The organism is Candidatus Accumulibacter cognatus, assembly GCF_000584975.1.
GTDB lineage: Bacteria > Pseudomonadota > Gammaproteobacteria > Burkholderiales > Rhodocyclaceae > Accumulibacter > Accumulibacter cognatus.
Map to the genome: position 1 here is coordinate 1 of NZ_JDST02000063.1, position 14,381 is coordinate 14,381.

Genomic DNA, 14,381 nt, shown 5'->3' on the forward strand with positions numbered 1-14,381 from the left:
CGTGACCGCGCACGGTATATGTCCGACACGCGGAAAGGTAACCGTTTAGCCCCCCGATTGCCGGCACCTCCCGCCAATCAGGCGGCAACCGGTAGCGGGGGCGCTGAGTTGCCTTTGCGCCGCTCGGCAATGACCTTGGCCAGGTAGGGCCAGGGCAGAATGCGACGTCGCCGGCAGGTGTCGATGACACTGGCCAGCAGGGCAAAGGCACCCCCTGTGTCACAATAGTTGTCGCTTCCTTACTTCTGACGCAGGGGCATTAGCGAGGCACGAAATGGCACGATATTCACAAGCAACGAAGGATCGGATCCTGGGAAGGCTGCTGCCGCCGGAGTCGGCAGCCATCGAACAATTGGCGAAGGAAGTGGGGATATCGGTCTCCACGCTGGAGCGCTGGCGAGCAGAGGCGCTGACCACGCCCGCCCGCGGGCGGGCGTGGTCAGCCGCGGCGAGATGGGAAGCCCTGGTCGCGACGGCGGCGCTAGACGAGCACGCGACAAGTGCGTGGTGCCGGCAACATGGGTTGTATCCGACGCAACTCGACGTTTGGCGCCAAGGTGCCCTCGACGCGCTGGCCGATCCCCAGGAAGCACGGGCGACGCCGCAAGCGACCCAAGCCGACAAACGACGGATTCAGGAACTCGAACGCGATCTCTTGCGCAAAGATCGGGCGTTAGCCGAAACCACGGCGCTCCTGGTGCTGGCAAAAAAGCTCTCGGCGATTCTCCCCGGGCAGGCGGACGCATGATTGCGCTGGAGAATCGCCGCGAAATCGCGGCTCATATCGAAGAGGCTCATGCTGCAGGATCGCGCTTGGTACCTGCTTGCTGTTTGGCGGGGATCGACGCGCGCACCTGGCAGCGTTGGCGACGCGAAGGTGGACTAACCCGCGGAGATAAGCGCCCGGAGGCGGTTCGTCCCCCGCCCGCGCATGTGCTTACCGATGGCGAGAAGGAGGAAATCCTGCGTGTGATCAACGAACCACGGTTTGCCGATCAGCCTCCTTCCCGCATCGTTCCGCAGTTGGCCGACGAAGGGCGCTACCTCGCCTCAGAGTCGACCTTTTATCGTGTCATGCGCGCCCACGAGCAACTCGCACATCGTGGTCGCGCCAAACCGCCGAGCGCCCACCGCGAACCGACCACTCCTATTGCGACGGGTCCCGGGCAGCTCTGGTGCTGGGATGTGACCTACCTGCCCACTTTGGTCATCGGTGCGTGGTTCTACCTGATGGTCATCCTCGACGTCTTTAGCCGAAAAATCCTTGGCTTCACGGTCGAGACCAGCGACAACGCCGAGCACGCCGCGAAGCGGGTTCGGCGTATCGCCTTGCAAGAAGGAATCCACGCGCAGTCGGTCAAGCCAGTCCTGCATGGCGACAACGGTCCTACCATCAAGGCCACCACGATTTCTCAGAGGCTTGCCTGGCTTGGGATTTCCCCGTCCCGTTCCCGGCCGCGCGTGTCGGACGACAACCCGTTTGCAGAGGCCTGGTTCCGAACCGCCAAATACGCTCCCGCGTTTCCTGCTACGGGGTTTGCCACCATCAACGAGGCACGAGACTGGGTCCACCCCTTCGTCGCCTGGTACAACAACCAGCACTTGCACAGCGGGATTCGTTATGTCACCCCGGGACAACGCCACCTCGGGGAGGATCGAGCGATCCTCGACCATCGCCACGCCGTTTATCAACAGGCCAGAGCCCGAAACCCGCGCCGCTGGACAGGAAACACTCGTGACTGGTCTTACCTCGACACAGTGACCCTTAACCCGGAGCGAGACGTCATCGTTTCCGACAGCTTGCAACGCTCCGAAAGTATGCACGCCGCTTGATCACCCAACGCGACAACTATCTTGACAAACACCGGGGGGAGCCGTGAGGCTTCTCCCCATCCCGATGATAAGTCGAAGATGTCAGGCACGCTGACCCGGTGACAAAAGGCACACATGAGCGTAGCATCGCGCCATGAAGCCGTTCCGTTGGAGTCCCGAGAAGAACGATCTACTCAAGTCCGAGCGCGGCGTCTCGTTCGAGCAGATGACCGTCGCCATTGAGACCGGTAGCCTGCTTGACGTGCTGAGTCACCCCAACCAGGCCAAGTACCCTAACCAACAGATCCTTGTCGTCGCGAGCGACGGCTACGTGTACTTGGTGCCCTTCATCGAGGAAGCGGATCACTACTTCCTCAAGACGGTCATACCGAGTCGCAAGGCGACTTGCGACTACCTGAGCAAAGGTGAAGAAGATGTCGACCGCTGACCCGTACGAACTTGAAATACTCACCTCCTACGAGAAGGGCGAGTTGAAGTCGGTTGCAACAAAGGCCGAACTGGCAAAGTTCAAGTCTGCCGCCCGAGCAACAGCCCTCAAAGACAAGCGTGTCAACATCCGACTTTCCTCTGGCGATCTGAAGGACATTCAGGCCAAGGCGCTGGAGGAAGGCATGCCTTATCAAACGCTTATTGCGAGTGTTTTACACAAGTACGTTACTGGCAAGCTAGCAGAGCCAAAACCAGATGGCTCGGGGAGTTGAATTTCCAACAAAGTTCTTGGGGCGGATCGTGTGACATGAGTCTTACCGAGTCGATTCAGACCCAAGCCATGTCGGTCGATGCTCTGCCAGAGTACCTCCGACACCACTGGCCGGAAATCCGCGAGCAACTGGAGACGGGCCGCTACCGTCCGCAGCCGGTCAAGCGCGTGGAAATCGACAAGGCCGACGGGAAGAAACGCCCGCTGGGCATCCCGACGGTGTTGGACCGCTTCATCCAGCAAGCCATCGCGCAAGTCGTATCGGTGCAATGAGAATCGCACTTTCACCCCCAGAGTTACGGATTCCGCCCACAGCGTTCGGGCCATCCGGCTGTGCGTGCAGTGCGGGTGAACCTCCGGGCAGGATACGGTTGGGTAGTGGATAGGGAGCTGCCAGCCTTCTTCGACCGGGTCAATCCTGACCGGCTGATGGCGCGCCTGAAGCAAAGGTGTCCAGATGCCGGTCTGCTGCGCTTGGTCAATCGCTTCCTGAAGGCGGGTGGAGCGTGATGGGGTCGAGCGGGCTATCGGGAACTGCGCAAACGCGGCGTGTCGGTGCGTGAAGCGTGGCATACCAGCAAGTCCGCGCACGGTTCGTGGCGGGCGCCGCAGATACCGGCCTTGTCGATCGCGCTCCCCTTGCGCTTCTTCGAACAAGTGGTACTACCGAGTCTTGCGCCCCGTTAGGAATTGGCTTCATCGAAACACCGGGTACGTGACCCGTTCGTCCGGAGGTGTGGGAGGGGGAGGCCGCGAGGCTTTCTCCTATCCCGATTAGCCCGTGAATTGACCTACGGCGCGTCACCCTCGAACGGATTGAGAAGAGAAACGTCGAAGTGAGCGAAATCGGAAACGTTTCTCGTCACCACTGTCAAGCCATGGGTCTTAGCTATGGCAGCGATCATGGCGTCCTCGTACAACGTGTCAGATCGGCGATGCATCAGTTTCGCCCACATTCGAAAGGCAGCCGAATCCATCGAAAGTACGTTGTATGTGGCCGCGACCATGTCCAACCAGGCCTCGATTTCCGTTGCCTTTGCGCTGTCTTGTTCCCGCGTCAATTCAATACCGGCCTGAACTTCACCCAGGGTAACGGCTGCAACAGAAGCTGCGCGTCCTCTACGGAGGCAATCCACGCCAGTACTGCGCCATGAGGTCGAAGCTTGCGCAGTTCTGATATGACGTTGGTTTCAAGGAGGTACATGACGGCTACCGGAGGGCCGTAGGCGGCCGACGCCTCGCATGTCCGCGCTCAGGCAACACGAAGTCCGCACGAGCTACATCCGACAGCAACAGTTGCTTGAGCGAAGGCCGCGCGGCGGCCTGCAAGCGCCGCCACTCGTCTACGGGCACAAGAACAGCGGCTTCCACCCCTCGCCTGGTTACCATCTGCGGGCCGTCGGCCAGACAAGCGTCCAAGAACTCGCTGAACCGCGCCTTCGCATCTTGCACTGGCCAAGTGTGCATAGCATCTCCTGCGTCTAGTCAAATGACTGGTCTACTAGAGTCCTGGCGCATCATCAAGCGGGCAACGCGCGCGCGGGCTAAGCCGCGGCTCTAGCTGAGAATTGCTGATTCCATGCAGGAGATCACGGAGCGTTTCCGAGTTCCGAGTATACTTCTTCGTTCCGGATCCAGCCTTCAGGGAAAGACAAACGAAACGAGAGGTCGCCGCGCGATGATCCAAACCCAGTCGATCCGCTTTCGCATCGCCGCCATGGTGTCGCTCGCCATCGTGCTGTCGCTGGGCGGCTTCGCCCTGTTCCTCAACGCCGAGATTCGCGACATCAACGAACGCGACGAGACCGAACAGCTCCGGAAGACGAACATGATGGTGCTCGACATGATCGGGCAAACCGACTCGATCCTTCGCGGGCAGGCTGAAAGCTGGGCACACGCTTTCACGACTGCGCTCGCCGGCCGATACACGCTCGAAGGCGGAGACGACCCGGTTCTCAAGCTCAATGGTGTCGTGCTCAACGGCAGCACTGGCGAGGTTGATACCTTCAGTCTGCGGACCAAGGGCAACGTCGCGACCGTCTTTGCGAAGAAAGGCGACGACTTCGTACGCGTGACGACCTCCGTGAAGAAGGAAGACGGCTCGCGAGCCGTCGGCACGCTGCTCGGCAAGGAACACCCGGCCTACGTGCTGGTGCGTGAAGGCAAGTCCTTTACCGGCAAGGCCACCCTGTTCGGGCGCGACTTCATGACCAAGTACGACCCGATCCACGACGCGGCCGGCCAGGTGATCGGCCTGCATTTCGTCGGCATCGACATCGTCGAGTCGATTGCGCGCATGAAGGAGACCATAAAGAAGATCAAGCTCGGCACAACCGGTTACGCCTATGTGCTCGACGCCACTCCCGGCCCGAAGGCCGGTACCCTTATCGTCCATCCTACATCGGAAGGCAAGAACATCATTGAAGCCAAGGACAACGAAGGCCGTCCGTTCATCCGCGAAATCGTCGAGAAAAGAAACGGCACCATCATCTACCCGTGGATGAACACTGAGGCCGGCGATACTCGCCCGCGCAACAAGATTGTCATTTACAACGACTACAAGGACTGGAACTGGATCGTCGCCTCGGGCAGCTATACCGAGGAAATCTTCAGCCTCGCCGACCGCGCACGCAACCTGACGATCGCCGCCACCTTCGTGCTGACGATCACGCTCCTGGCGATTCTGACCTTCTACCTGAACCGCATCGTGATCCGACCCCTGACCGGACTGGTGGGTAGCTCGCAGCGCATTGCCAACGGCGACCTGACGATCCGCCTCGATACCGGCCGGGGCGACGAAATCGGCGCCGTGATGCATGCGATGCACGAGATGGCCGAAAAGCTTGGAACGATCATCGGGGGCGTCCGTTCCGCATCCGACACCATCGGCGACGCGGCCCGACAGATGTCGGTAGCGACGAGCCAGGTGAGCACGGCCACCGAGGCACAGGCGCAGGCCTCGGCGGCTTCGGCGGCGGCCCTCGAAGAAGTCACGGTGAGCATCAACGAGGTATCGACGCTGGCCGGCGAAACCGAAGCCAGCTCGCAGAAGACCTCCCGCCTGACCGAGGAGAGCGTGGCCGCGATTCACGACGCGGTCGACGAGATCGAGTCGATGGCCAGCGCGATCAGCGCGTCGTCGGAGCAGGTCGCCGGGCTCGTCAAGCGATCGGAAGAGGTCGGCGGGATCGCTGGCGTGATTCGCGAGATTGCCGACCAGACCAACCTGCTGGCGCTCAACGCGGCCATCGAGGCGGCTCGTGCTGGTGAGCAGGGCCGCGGCTTCGCGGTGGTCGCCGACGAGGTGCGCAAGCTGGCCGAGCGCACGGCCAAGGCAACGCATGAAATCGCCGAGATGATCGGGCAGATTCAGGACGAGACCCGCCAATCCGTTTCCTGCATGGAGGCCGTCGCACCCAAGATCCAGCACGGGCTTGCCAAGGTGAGCGCTGTGTCGGACATGCTCGACACGATCTCGGCCGAGGCCACAGACTCCCGGAAGCGCGCGCTGGAAGTGGCGAACGCGACCCGCGAACAGGCCGTGGCCGCCAACGATGTGGCCAAGAACGTCGAGCACGTCGCGCAGATGACCGAGGAGACGAACGCGACGATGCGCGCCAACGTCGCGAACGCCGCGCGGCTGCAACAGATGGCGCAGGATCTTCGCCAGCAGGTCGCCTACTTCAAGGTGTCCTGATCCGGCTGGTCCAATAGTCCAAGTCCAGGAAGCGAGCCGTCAAGCGCGATTTGCCCCGTCCAACGTCCAGGCGATAGCAGCACCCGAAGACCGGCGGGAATGGAAAAACGGATTCGCCCCCGGGATCGGCACCGGTAATCACGTGACAATCAGCCAACTTGCAGGAGGAATGCGCATGCTCGAATTCTGGAACAAGGCGTTCGCTTACTTCTGGCGTCCGGAACTGCCCTGGGCGCTGCTCTTCACCTTCGGACTCGGCCTGATCCTCTTTCAGCTGCTTCCCGCCAGCCGGCGGGCGATCGTCACTTCGCTCGAACTCTACGGCTTGTGCGTCCTCGGCAAGTTCAGTTCGGCTTGTCTCAATGCCTTCGCTCTGCACAACAGCGCCGAGATCGTCCACGAGATGTTCGTCGTCGGCTCCGGCCTGATCATGATCCACCTGCTCGGGCTTCTGCTCTTTCGCCTGGCTTTCCCGCTGATCCGCCTGCGCATCCCGCGGATCATAGAGGATCTGCTGACTTTCCTCGGCTACATCGCCTGGGTCCTTGTCCGCTTGCGTCTCGCCGGGATGGATCTGACGAGCCTCGTCGCGACTTCGGCCGTACTGACCGCGGTGATTGCTTTTTCCATGCAGGATACGCTCGGCAACACGATGGGTGGCCTGCTGTTGCAGATCGAGAGCTCGATCAAGGTCGGCGACTGGATCACGATCGGCAACGTCGCCGGACAGGTCTCCGAAATTCGCTGGCGCTACACGGCGCTCGAGACGCGCGACGGCGAAACGGTGATCTTCCCGAACAGCGTATTGATGAAGAATTCTTTCACCATCGTTTCAAGTCCGATGCAGAGAAGGCCCGAGTGGCGTCGCTGGCTGTGGTTCAACGTCGCCTCCTCGATTCCGCCGGGACGTGTGCAGGAAGTCGCTCTGGCAGCCATTGGTACGGCAGACATGCCGAACGTCGCACGGACGCCCGAGCCGAGCTGCGTGCTGATGGAATTCGGCCCCGGCTTTGCGCGCTACGCGCTGCGCTACTGGTTGATCGACGTGGAGCCCGATTCACCAACCGATTCACAAGTCCGTGGCCGTCTGCTCGCCGCACTGCAGCGCGCTGGCATCGAACTTGCTGTCGCGCAGAATGAGGTGAGTCTGTCTTTCGACACCCGGAAGGCGCCCGAGGAACGCGAGCAGCAACGTCGTCGCCAGGCGCTTCGGTCCGCCGAGATCTTCGCGGTGCTCAGCGACGAGGAGATCGCACAAATGGCCAGCAATCTAGTTTACGCCCCGTTCGCCAACGGAGACGTCATTCTCCGTGAAGGCTCGACAACCGGTGATTCGCTCTACCTGCTCGCCGAAGGCGAGGTTGACGTCTGGCTCGACGAACTGCCCGACAGGCCCGGTGGACACGTGGCGGTGCTCGGCACGGGCGAGGTGCTCGGCGAGATCGGAATGATGACCGGCGAGCCGCGCCGCGCGACGCTGATTGCCCGGAGCTACGCGCAGTGCTACCGGCTCGACAGGGCCACATTCGAACGGGTCATCCAGTCACGACCGGAGGTCGCCGGCGAAATCGCGCGCGTTCTCGCCAGCCGGGAACAGCGATTGAGGATGCCTGCCGGAGAACGGGCACAACCGCTGCCCAGCGGCCTCTCCTTACGAACGAAGAGCATTCTCGACAAGATGCGCGAGTTTTTCGGCTTTTGCGACGGTTGACAGACCTCATGGCCGGTCTTCGAAACACAGCAAATTGAATGGGAAGAATTGTTGTGGTCACGCATCGAATTGTCCCCCGTCGTGGCGAATGGACAGGCTTCCCCGTCATTGCCCCTGCGCGATCGCCAAGGAAGTCCTCTATGAAAGCTGGCTACCGAATGGGTGGCGGTATACGTAATGGAATGCGGGCTGGCAGGGAACAATCACGTTCATGAAAAAAACATCCAATCCCTATTCTCAACCACTCGAACTACTACTTCAGTGCCTGAATCGGCTTCACCCTGAAGAAATCGAGAAGCGCTTTGCACCAGACGGTGAGGGTTTGTTCTTGCAAGAAGTCGTCGATGTTTCCAGATTATCGACTACCGAAGATCTGTTGGATTCGTTTGGGGTGGATATGACATGCCCAGATCACCCCAAACCTGAAACCGAGGAGTGGTGGATGATTTATCAATGGCACCCTGTATGCAAACAGTTAATCTCTGGCGTGGAGCTTAGAAAGAGTATCGAGAAACTGTTTCCGCACGGCGAGGACGCCTGACCAGGCCAGACCCCTGCTCAAGCGCTGGCCCTCGACAAGACCGGCACCCCCAGGTGAAAGCCTGGGGGTGCGTGTCATCAACGGGAAGGACTTACTTGCTGACCGGCGCTGGCGCCTCGGTTTTGCTTACTGCCTTGGCTTCGGTTTTCGGTTCGGTCTTGACCACATGCTTCTTGGGATGCTGCGGTGGCTTGGCTGCGTGCTCTTCGCCCGTGGCCGTGCCGGCAGCGGCCATCGTCGGCTGGGCGGTCTTGACGGCTTCGGCCTTTACCGGCTCGACGGCCTTCGGCGCTTCGACCTTCTTGTCCGCAGCCGCCGGCGCCATCACTTTGGTCGCCGGAGCGGCGGCGGGGGTGGCAGCGGCAGGCGCACTCCCCTGCGCAAAGGAAGAGGAAGCGAAGCCGGCGGCAAGCATCAGAGCGATCAGGGTCTTGTTCATTTTGCATCTCCTTGAGTGGTTGGGTTTTCAGGTACTGCGATAGTGCAGTGCCTTGTGCCGAATAACGCCTGCAGCAAGCAGGAGATGTCATGAGCAATGTAAGACCATGTATCGCTCTGTGACCAGGGGAGGGGGTGCATGGAGTACAACGCCGTGCACATCGAGGGCACGGGTACAGGTCTCGATATTTGCATTCGCCCGGGTTTCCGTGCCACGATTCGGAGCATGGATACTTCAGACACCTTTCGGAAAACGCGGGCGGCCTGGCTATTGGCGGCGGTGGAGCTGTTCTTCTCGCTGAGCTGGGTGGTCTATGTCATCTTCCTTCCCGAGTTGCTGGCGCGTGGCGGCGTGGACAAACGCTATCTGCCGTGGCTCCTCGCCGCTGACCAACTGCTGTTTGCGCTCGCCGACTGGACGATGGGGGTGGCGGTCGATCGCGTACGCGCGGCACTGCGCGGGATCGGGCCGATGCTGGTGCTGCTCGCGGCCGTCTCGGCGGTGGCGATGCTTCTTCTGCCCTGGCTGGCCGTGATGCCGATGCTCTTCCTCGCGGTCACGAGTGTGTGGGTCGCAACGTCGTCGGCCTTGCGCGCGCCACCCTACGTGCTGCTCTCCCGCTATGCCGGCCGCTTTGCCATGCCACGTCTGGCCGGCATCCAGCTGCTCGGTCTGGCGGTAGCGTCGGCGTTGGCGCCCTACCTGGCGATCATCCTCAAGGGCGTCGATCCATCGCTACCGTTCTTTTTGAGCGCCGCGGCGGTTGGCGTCTCGGCGCTGGCGCTGGTGGTCGTCGAACGCGGTCAGCCCGTCGATCAACCATGGGAGGCCGACGTCCAACCGGCGGTACCCGCCGACGCGGCGCGCGGCGCGTGGATTGTCCTGCTCGCCATCGCGCTTCTGCTCGCGTTCGGGCAGCAGGTACATACCGCCATCAACGCCGCGCCGCAATTCAAACGTCTGGCTGATCCAGCGCTGCTCACCTGGTTGATGCCCGTCTTCTGGGTCGGTTTCAGTTTCGGGCTGCTGCTGGTCGACCGCCTGGTGCGCCTACGCGGATCGCTGCCGGTGCTGCAGCTTGCCTGTATCGCCGGCACGCTGTCGCTCGCCGGTACGGTGCTTGCCGGTTCGCTACCGCTGCTCGTCGCCAGCCAGTTTGCCGCCGGAGCCTTCTGGGGCCTGATCCTGTGTGCGTCGATCGGGGTTGCCAGTGAGCGCGGTTATCCGCTGCAGACGGGCCGCAGCACCGGTGCGCTGATGGCGACGCTGGCCGTCGCAGCGATGTCGCGGCTGAGTCTCGTGGCGTCGGGCGGCGCCGGGTCTGAAGCCCTGATGGAATGGCTGCCGGCGATCATGTGGGCCGCGGCGGCGCTGCTCCTCCTGCGCCTCGGAGGCCAGCGTGCCGGACAGGAATGGCGACCGGCAGGGTGAGTCCATACAGGCAGGCGAGGGCAGAGAACGGCCTATAGCAGACCAGCCCCATTTCCCCCTCAGGCTCTCCGCTCGAAACACTCCAGCCTGGCCACCAGCGGCGTGCCATCGGCGTCGGCTTCGACGACGACGTAGTTCAGCTCGTACGGGAAACGGGCTTCGTCGCGCAGATCGTCGAGCCTGAGAGGCGGATGTTTTTCGAGGTCGAGGTAGCGTGTCCAGCTACCGGGATTCAGGTAATGGCGCTTGTCGAAGCTCCGCGTGTCGGGCAGGTGGGTGTGGCCCATGACGATCACCTGCGCCGCCGGACAGGCATCGAATCGTCGCTGCGCGAGATCGCGCAGCGCCTCCCGGCCGAAGTGGCGCGCGCCGATGATCGTGCCGAGCGTCTTGCTGCCGCCCGCGCCGAGCACCGGCGCCGGCCGCAGCGCGAACAGCGCCAGCCACTCGTCCGCCGGCAGCACCGCGAACAGTCGCTGCATCAAATCGGCGAGCTGCTCCTCATCGGACACGTCCCGGCGTACGCTGGCGCAACTCCGGTCGTCGCCCAGCAGCCGAGACGCGGCGGCCAGGCGTTGCGCGAAAGCGTCGTCCTCGCGCAGCAGCGCCAGCAGACGCCGCCCGACATCGGCAGCCTCTGACGAGCCGAGCGTCTTGACATGGCGGGCGATGAACTTCAACAACATCCAGCCGGCGCTGGCGAAGCCGCCGGCATCTTCGCGCAGCAGGATCGTCGCCAGGTTCTGCACCGGGTGCAGATTGTCGGCGAACGGATAGCGCGCTTCCAGACCATTGACGAAGCGGACCATGAACAAGGTGCCGGGGCACATTTCGAGCCGCGCTCCGTCCGGCGCTCGCAGGATCGGCGCCGACCAGTGTTTGAAGCGGTTGGCCGGGTCCTCGAGGTGGCCGTGGCCGATGTGCAGCCGGCCGTCGTGGCGCTCGACCCAATCGACGCCGGTTGCGAAACGCAGGCCGGGGCCGATGCGCGCCCGCAAACGCTTGCGCACCGCCGGCCAGTACAGGTCGACATCGTGGTTGCCGGCCGCCAGGGTCACCCGGTTGCCCGCCGCCTGAAAGTCGTGCAGCGCGGCGAAGCTGTTGTCGTGTCCGGCGAGGATCGCCTCGAGCTTCTCCAGCGACTCCGCTTCCGAGCACCAGTAGTCGGCCGACGGGCTGCGATAGGCCTGCGGCCGGACCTGCGCGAACTCCAGGAAATCGCCGTTGAAGAACAGTTCGATGTCGCCCGCCTGGCCGGCCGGCGAGGCCAGGCGCTGGCGGACGAAGCGTTCGAGCTGCCGGTCCTGGTAGACATGGTCGTCGCCCGGATCGGCCGCGCCGCCGCCCAGGTGGAGGTCGCTGACGATCAGCGTTTGCCGTCTGTCCGACATCGCATCGCTCCTTGCCTAGAGATCGAGCTGGCACTGCACGGCATAGAGCAGCGGCAGCGGATTGCCGCGCCGTACGTGCTGCTGCCGGAAGCCGAGCAGCAGGCCGGCAAGGCTGCGGCCCGGGCTGTGGAAACAGGCGTCGACGACATCGGCGCCGAAACGGGCCGCGAAGCCGGTCGGCACCGGAAAACTCGGGGCAATCAGACCGAGCGCCTTCTTCCGGCGGAAGGCGCGCAGGAAGCCGGTGAAGGACAAGGGCGAGAAGGCGCCGGCGCTGCAGGCGTTGAGAAAAATCACCGGCGCATTCCGGTAGACGCGTTGCTCGTCGATCTGATCGACCGAGACCGAGCAGCCATTGTCGAGTTCGAGCGATTCCGGCCGCGGCGCCGCGGGCGAGGGCGGCGGGCTGCCGTGGCAGAAGAGATAGATCAGCGTCGCGTCGGTCTTTGCCCGGACGACGACATCGCGAATATTCCGGCCATCGGCGTTGACCTCGACGGTTGGGCCCTGCGCCCTTAACGCGGCGGCCAGGGCGTCGTGCACCTTGCGCGGCTGATCGGCGTCGACGGTGATCGTCGGGTTGAGGTTGAGGCTCGCTGTCGCCTTCGCCTGCCGCCGGGCCTTCAGCAGCGAAGCGTAGTCGCCTTCGCCGAGGAACTGCGTTTCGAGCGCGAAGCGCGTGCCCCAGAACAGCTCCGGCTGCAGCGGCCAGTCGTCGGGCGCGTCCGCGTCGAAGCGCTGCGGGTACAGCAATTCCCACGGCAGCGATACGTCGCGGGTGACGATGGTCAGCCGCGTTCCCGGTTCGGCCTGACCTTCGATGTAGTCGAGTACGCTGCAGAATGTCGGATCCTCGCGCAGGGCCCGATAGAGCACGCCACCGGCCTGCGCGAACTGCCTGGCGACGCCCGTCAGCGCGCGCCGGCAGGCTGGCGCCGTGGTGTCCGTGCCGTCGAAGCCGTACCACACGGAGGAAGTCTCGTAGAGATTGGCACCCAGGGTCGCCGCGAGTTGCGCGCGCAGCGCGTCCAGCCGGGCACGGTCGATCGATGACGTGAAACCCCCGAGCGAGTTGCTGAATTCTCCGTCGACGTAATCCTCCAGGTCGAGGTACAGGAGGTTGTTTTCAAAGCAGGCTTTCAGCCGCAAGCGACGCAGCGGCGGCTTGCCGACCTCGGCGCAGTCCTGCACCGCCCGCAATCCGTCCAGGTCGATGATCGTTGGCGAAACCACCGCCGGCAAGGCCTTGCCGGGCGGCAGCACGATGATCGGCAGGCGGAACTCGTAGAGCCGCGCGCCGGCGTGGTGGAACTCGACATGCACCCCGTATTCACCCGCCGAGCCGGCCAGCGCCCGCAGGGCAAAGGGCTGTGCCTGCTGCAGTCGGCCGTCCTTGAACTGTGCCTGGCGCGAATGCGGGCCGTCGATCGCCAGCCCGTCTTCGGGCGTCACGCTGATCGCCAGCGTCTGTTCGCCGGCCAGCAGCGGCTCGAGTTTCTCGCCTTCGACAATCGCTCCTGCCGCGTCGCCCGCCGCGAACTGCTTGAAGACCAGCAAGGCGATTCCTTCGGCGAGCAGCGTCAGGCCCCTGGCCGCCGGACCTTCGAGGACGAAACCCAGCTTGCCGGCCGCCGCCGCACTCGCCGGCGCATTCTCCTGTTGCGCCGCGTCGGGCGACCCGTCGGCGAGGCCCTTGCCGGTCCGCCCGGTTGGGTCGGGCAGCCGAAAGACATCGCGTCCGTCGCCATCGTCGAGAAAAGCGAAACCACGCTCGGCAAAGAGCGCGCGGAATCTCTTGGACGACGACCGCTCGCGCGCCGGGCCGGCATCGTCCGCCGTGGCCGGCGCCTCGCGCATCGTCTCCGTGTCGCCGCGGCGGCGCTTCTTGCCGCCGATGAGGGTGGCCCCCTTGCCGAGGGCCGTGGCGCCGTCGCCCTGGGCGATGGCGCCGCCGCCGCGCAGTTTGGCGCGGTAGGAAACCGCCCCGGACGCCGGCAGCGCCAGCGGATCGGGCAGCCGCTGTCCCTTGGCGAGTCCCTCTCCGCCGAGCAGCAGCGCCACCGGAAAGTTGCCGCGCAGCTCCGGCCACGGCGTTTGCACCGCCCCGTGGTCGGCGCGGGCGCTCTCCGGTACGCGGCGATGGAGGTGACCGATCAGGTCGGAAACCAGCACCCCGGTTGCGCCGCCGGCCGCCTGCGCGTGCCCGCTCAGCGCCTCGATCAGGTGATAGGTGAAAATGCTCATGCGGCCGTCGGCGCGCAGATACGAGAGTTGCCCCGGCCGGCACGAACTGAGCACGGCGCGGCCCTCGCCCTGGGCGAGCGGCGTCGCGGGCGACTTACCGGCGGGCAGGAAGAGCGTCGGCGGCAGCGCCGCGCTGTGCAGTGCCGTGGCGGCGAGCGTGTCCTTGACCCCCATCCCGCCCGCGTGGCAACAATCGAGCAGCACCAGCAGGCGGCGCGGCGCCAGCTTGGCAATCCGGGTAGCGAAGGTGGTGGCCGCCACCGCGCTTTGGCCGACCTGTTTCAGGTCGAGATCGTAAGGAATCAGGAAATACTCGCCGTCCTGCTCGTGGCCGTGGCCGCTGAAATAGACGATCGCCGTCGCGTCGTCGTCGGCGGCCACGCGCTCGGCCAGC

General features: G+C 63.8%; 13 protein-coding genes and 1 pseudogene. 9 read left to right on the forward strand and 5 right to left on the reverse strand.

Annotated features, from left to right (window positions below; translation table 11 throughout):
• The first annotated feature begins 274 nt into the window (after positions 1-274).
• From AW06_RS12295 to AW06_RS20545, 5 genes are all read left to right on the forward strand, one after another.
• Positions 275-1,833, forward strand: a protein-coding gene (locus AW06_RS12295; protein ID WP_273704640.1) for an IS3 family transposase whose coding sequence is annotated in 2 segments (ribosomal slippage) — positions 275-704 and positions 704-1,833 — 1,560 coding nt in all. Because the reading frame shifts where the segments join, the coding sequence is not laid out codon by codon here.
• 133 nt (positions 1,834-1,966) lie between these two features.
• Positions 1,967-2,260: a toxin gene (locus AW06_RS12300; RefSeq protein WP_034950452.1), complete on the forward strand. Its 294-nt coding sequence runs from the start codon at positions 1,967-1,969 to the stop codon at positions 2,258-2,260.
• Entirely contained in the window at positions 2,247-2,534 is a 288-nt protein-coding gene (locus tag AW06_RS12305) for a hypothetical protein (protein WP_034950454.1), read from the forward strand. The genes AW06_RS12300 and AW06_RS12305 overlap by 14 nt, the downstream gene beginning before the upstream one ends.
• A gap of 35 nt (positions 2,535-2,569) precedes the next feature.
• On the forward strand, positions 2,570-2,806 hold the full coding sequence (locus AW06_RS12310; protein WP_273704641.1) for a hypothetical protein: 237 nt from the start codon (positions 2,570-2,572) through the stop codon (positions 2,804-2,806).
• A gap of 105 nt (positions 2,807-2,911) precedes the next feature.
• Positions 2,912-3,043, forward strand: a complete 132-nt coding sequence (locus AW06_RS20545) for a hypothetical protein (RefSeq protein WP_273704642.1) — start codon at positions 2,912-2,914, stop codon at positions 3,041-3,043.
• A gap of 281 nt (positions 3,044-3,324) precedes the next feature.
• Here the strand turns inward: AW06_RS20545 and AW06_RS12315 are convergent.
• Positions 3,325-3,737, reverse strand: a pseudogene (locus AW06_RS12315) (type II toxin-antitoxin system VapC family toxin).
• 5 nt (positions 3,738-3,742) lie between these two features.
• Positions 3,743-4,000: a type II toxin-antitoxin system Phd/YefM family antitoxin gene (locus AW06_RS12320; protein ID WP_034950456.1), complete on the reverse strand. Its 258-nt coding sequence runs from the start codon at positions 3,998-4,000 to the stop codon at positions 3,743-3,745.
• A 112-nt stretch (positions 4,001-4,112) separates the two neighbouring features.
• Between AW06_RS12320 and AW06_RS20550 the strand changes: the two genes are divergently transcribed.
• The 3 genes from AW06_RS20550 (at position 4,113) to AW06_RS12335 (ending at position 8,482) form a co-directional block, all read left to right on the forward strand.
• Positions 4,113-6,230: a methyl-accepting chemotaxis protein gene (locus tag AW06_RS20550; RefSeq protein WP_273704643.1), complete on the forward strand. Its 2,118-nt coding sequence runs from the start codon at positions 4,113-4,115 to the stop codon at positions 6,228-6,230.
• A 175-nt stretch (positions 6,231-6,405) separates the two neighbouring features.
• The gene (locus AW06_RS12330; RefSeq protein ID WP_273704644.1) at positions 6,406-7,941 is read left to right on the forward strand and encodes a mechanosensitive ion channel family protein; all 1,536 of its coding nucleotides are present in this window, start codon (positions 6,406-6,408) and stop codon (positions 7,939-7,941) included.
• Between the two features lie 211 nt (positions 7,942-8,152).
• Positions 8,153-8,482: a hypothetical protein gene (locus tag AW06_RS12335; RefSeq protein ID WP_034950459.1), complete on the forward strand. Its 330-nt coding sequence runs from the start codon at positions 8,153-8,155 to the stop codon at positions 8,480-8,482.
• Positions 8,483-8,573: 91 nt separating this feature from the next.
• Here AW06_RS12335 and AW06_RS12340 read toward each other — a convergent pair whose 3' ends face one another.
• On the reverse strand, positions 8,574-8,921 hold the full coding sequence (locus tag AW06_RS12340) for a hypothetical protein (RefSeq protein ID WP_034950462.1): 348 nt from the start codon (positions 8,919-8,921) through the stop codon (positions 8,574-8,576).
• 225 nt (positions 8,922-9,146) lie between these two features.
• On the opposite strand from AW06_RS12340, the gene AW06_RS12345 reads away from it, so the two are divergent.
• Complete coding sequence (locus AW06_RS12345; protein WP_273704645.1) at positions 9,147-10,352, forward strand: MFS transporter; 1,206 nt, start codon at positions 9,147-9,149, stop codon at positions 10,350-10,352.
• Between the two features lie 59 nt (positions 10,353-10,411).
• Here the strand turns inward: AW06_RS12345 and AW06_RS12350 are convergent, their stop codons facing one another.
• Positions 10,412-11,743: a metallophosphoesterase gene (locus tag AW06_RS12350; protein WP_034950464.1), complete on the reverse strand. Its 1,332-nt coding sequence runs from the start codon at positions 11,741-11,743 to the stop codon at positions 10,412-10,414.
• A 15-nt stretch (positions 11,744-11,758) separates the two neighbouring features.
• Positions 11,759-14,381 (reverse strand): caspase family protein (locus AW06_RS20555; RefSeq protein ID WP_273704646.1); only part of this gene is annotated, 2,623 nt, incomplete at its 5' end.

Coding starts and splice junctions, on each gene's coding strand:
- AW06_RS12300 (WP_034950452.1), top strand. CDS start 1,967: ATGAAGCCGTTCCGTTGGAGTCCCGAGAAGAACGATCTACTCAAGTCC.
- AW06_RS12305 (WP_034950454.1), top strand. CDS start 2,247: ATGTCGACCGCTGACCCGTACGAACTTGAAATACTCACCTCCTACGAG.
- AW06_RS12310 (WP_273704641.1), top strand. CDS start 2,570: ATGAGTCTTACCGAGTCGATTCAGACCCAAGCCATGTCGGTCGATGCT.
- AW06_RS12320 (WP_034950456.1), bottom strand. CDS start 4,000: ATGCACACTTGGCCAGTGCAAGATGCGAAGGCGCGGTTCAGCGAGTTC.
- AW06_RS20550 (WP_273704643.1), top strand. CDS start 4,113: ATGCAGGAGATCACGGAGCGTTTCCGAGTTCCGAGTATACTTCTTCGT.
- AW06_RS12330 (WP_273704644.1), top strand. CDS start 6,406: ATGCTCGAATTCTGGAACAAGGCGTTCGCTTACTTCTGGCGTCCGGAA.
- AW06_RS12335 (WP_034950459.1), top strand. CDS start 8,153: ATGAAAAAAACATCCAATCCCTATTCTCAACCACTCGAACTACTACTT.
- AW06_RS12340 (WP_034950462.1), bottom strand. CDS start 8,921: ATGAACAAGACCCTGATCGCTCTGATGCTTGCCGCCGGCTTCGCTTCC.
- AW06_RS12345 (WP_273704645.1), top strand. CDS start 9,147: ATGGATACTTCAGACACCTTTCGGAAAACGCGGGCGGCCTGGCTATTG.
- AW06_RS12350 (WP_034950464.1), bottom strand. CDS start 11,743: ATGTCGGACAGACGGCAAACGCTGATCGTCAGCGACCTCCACCTGGGC.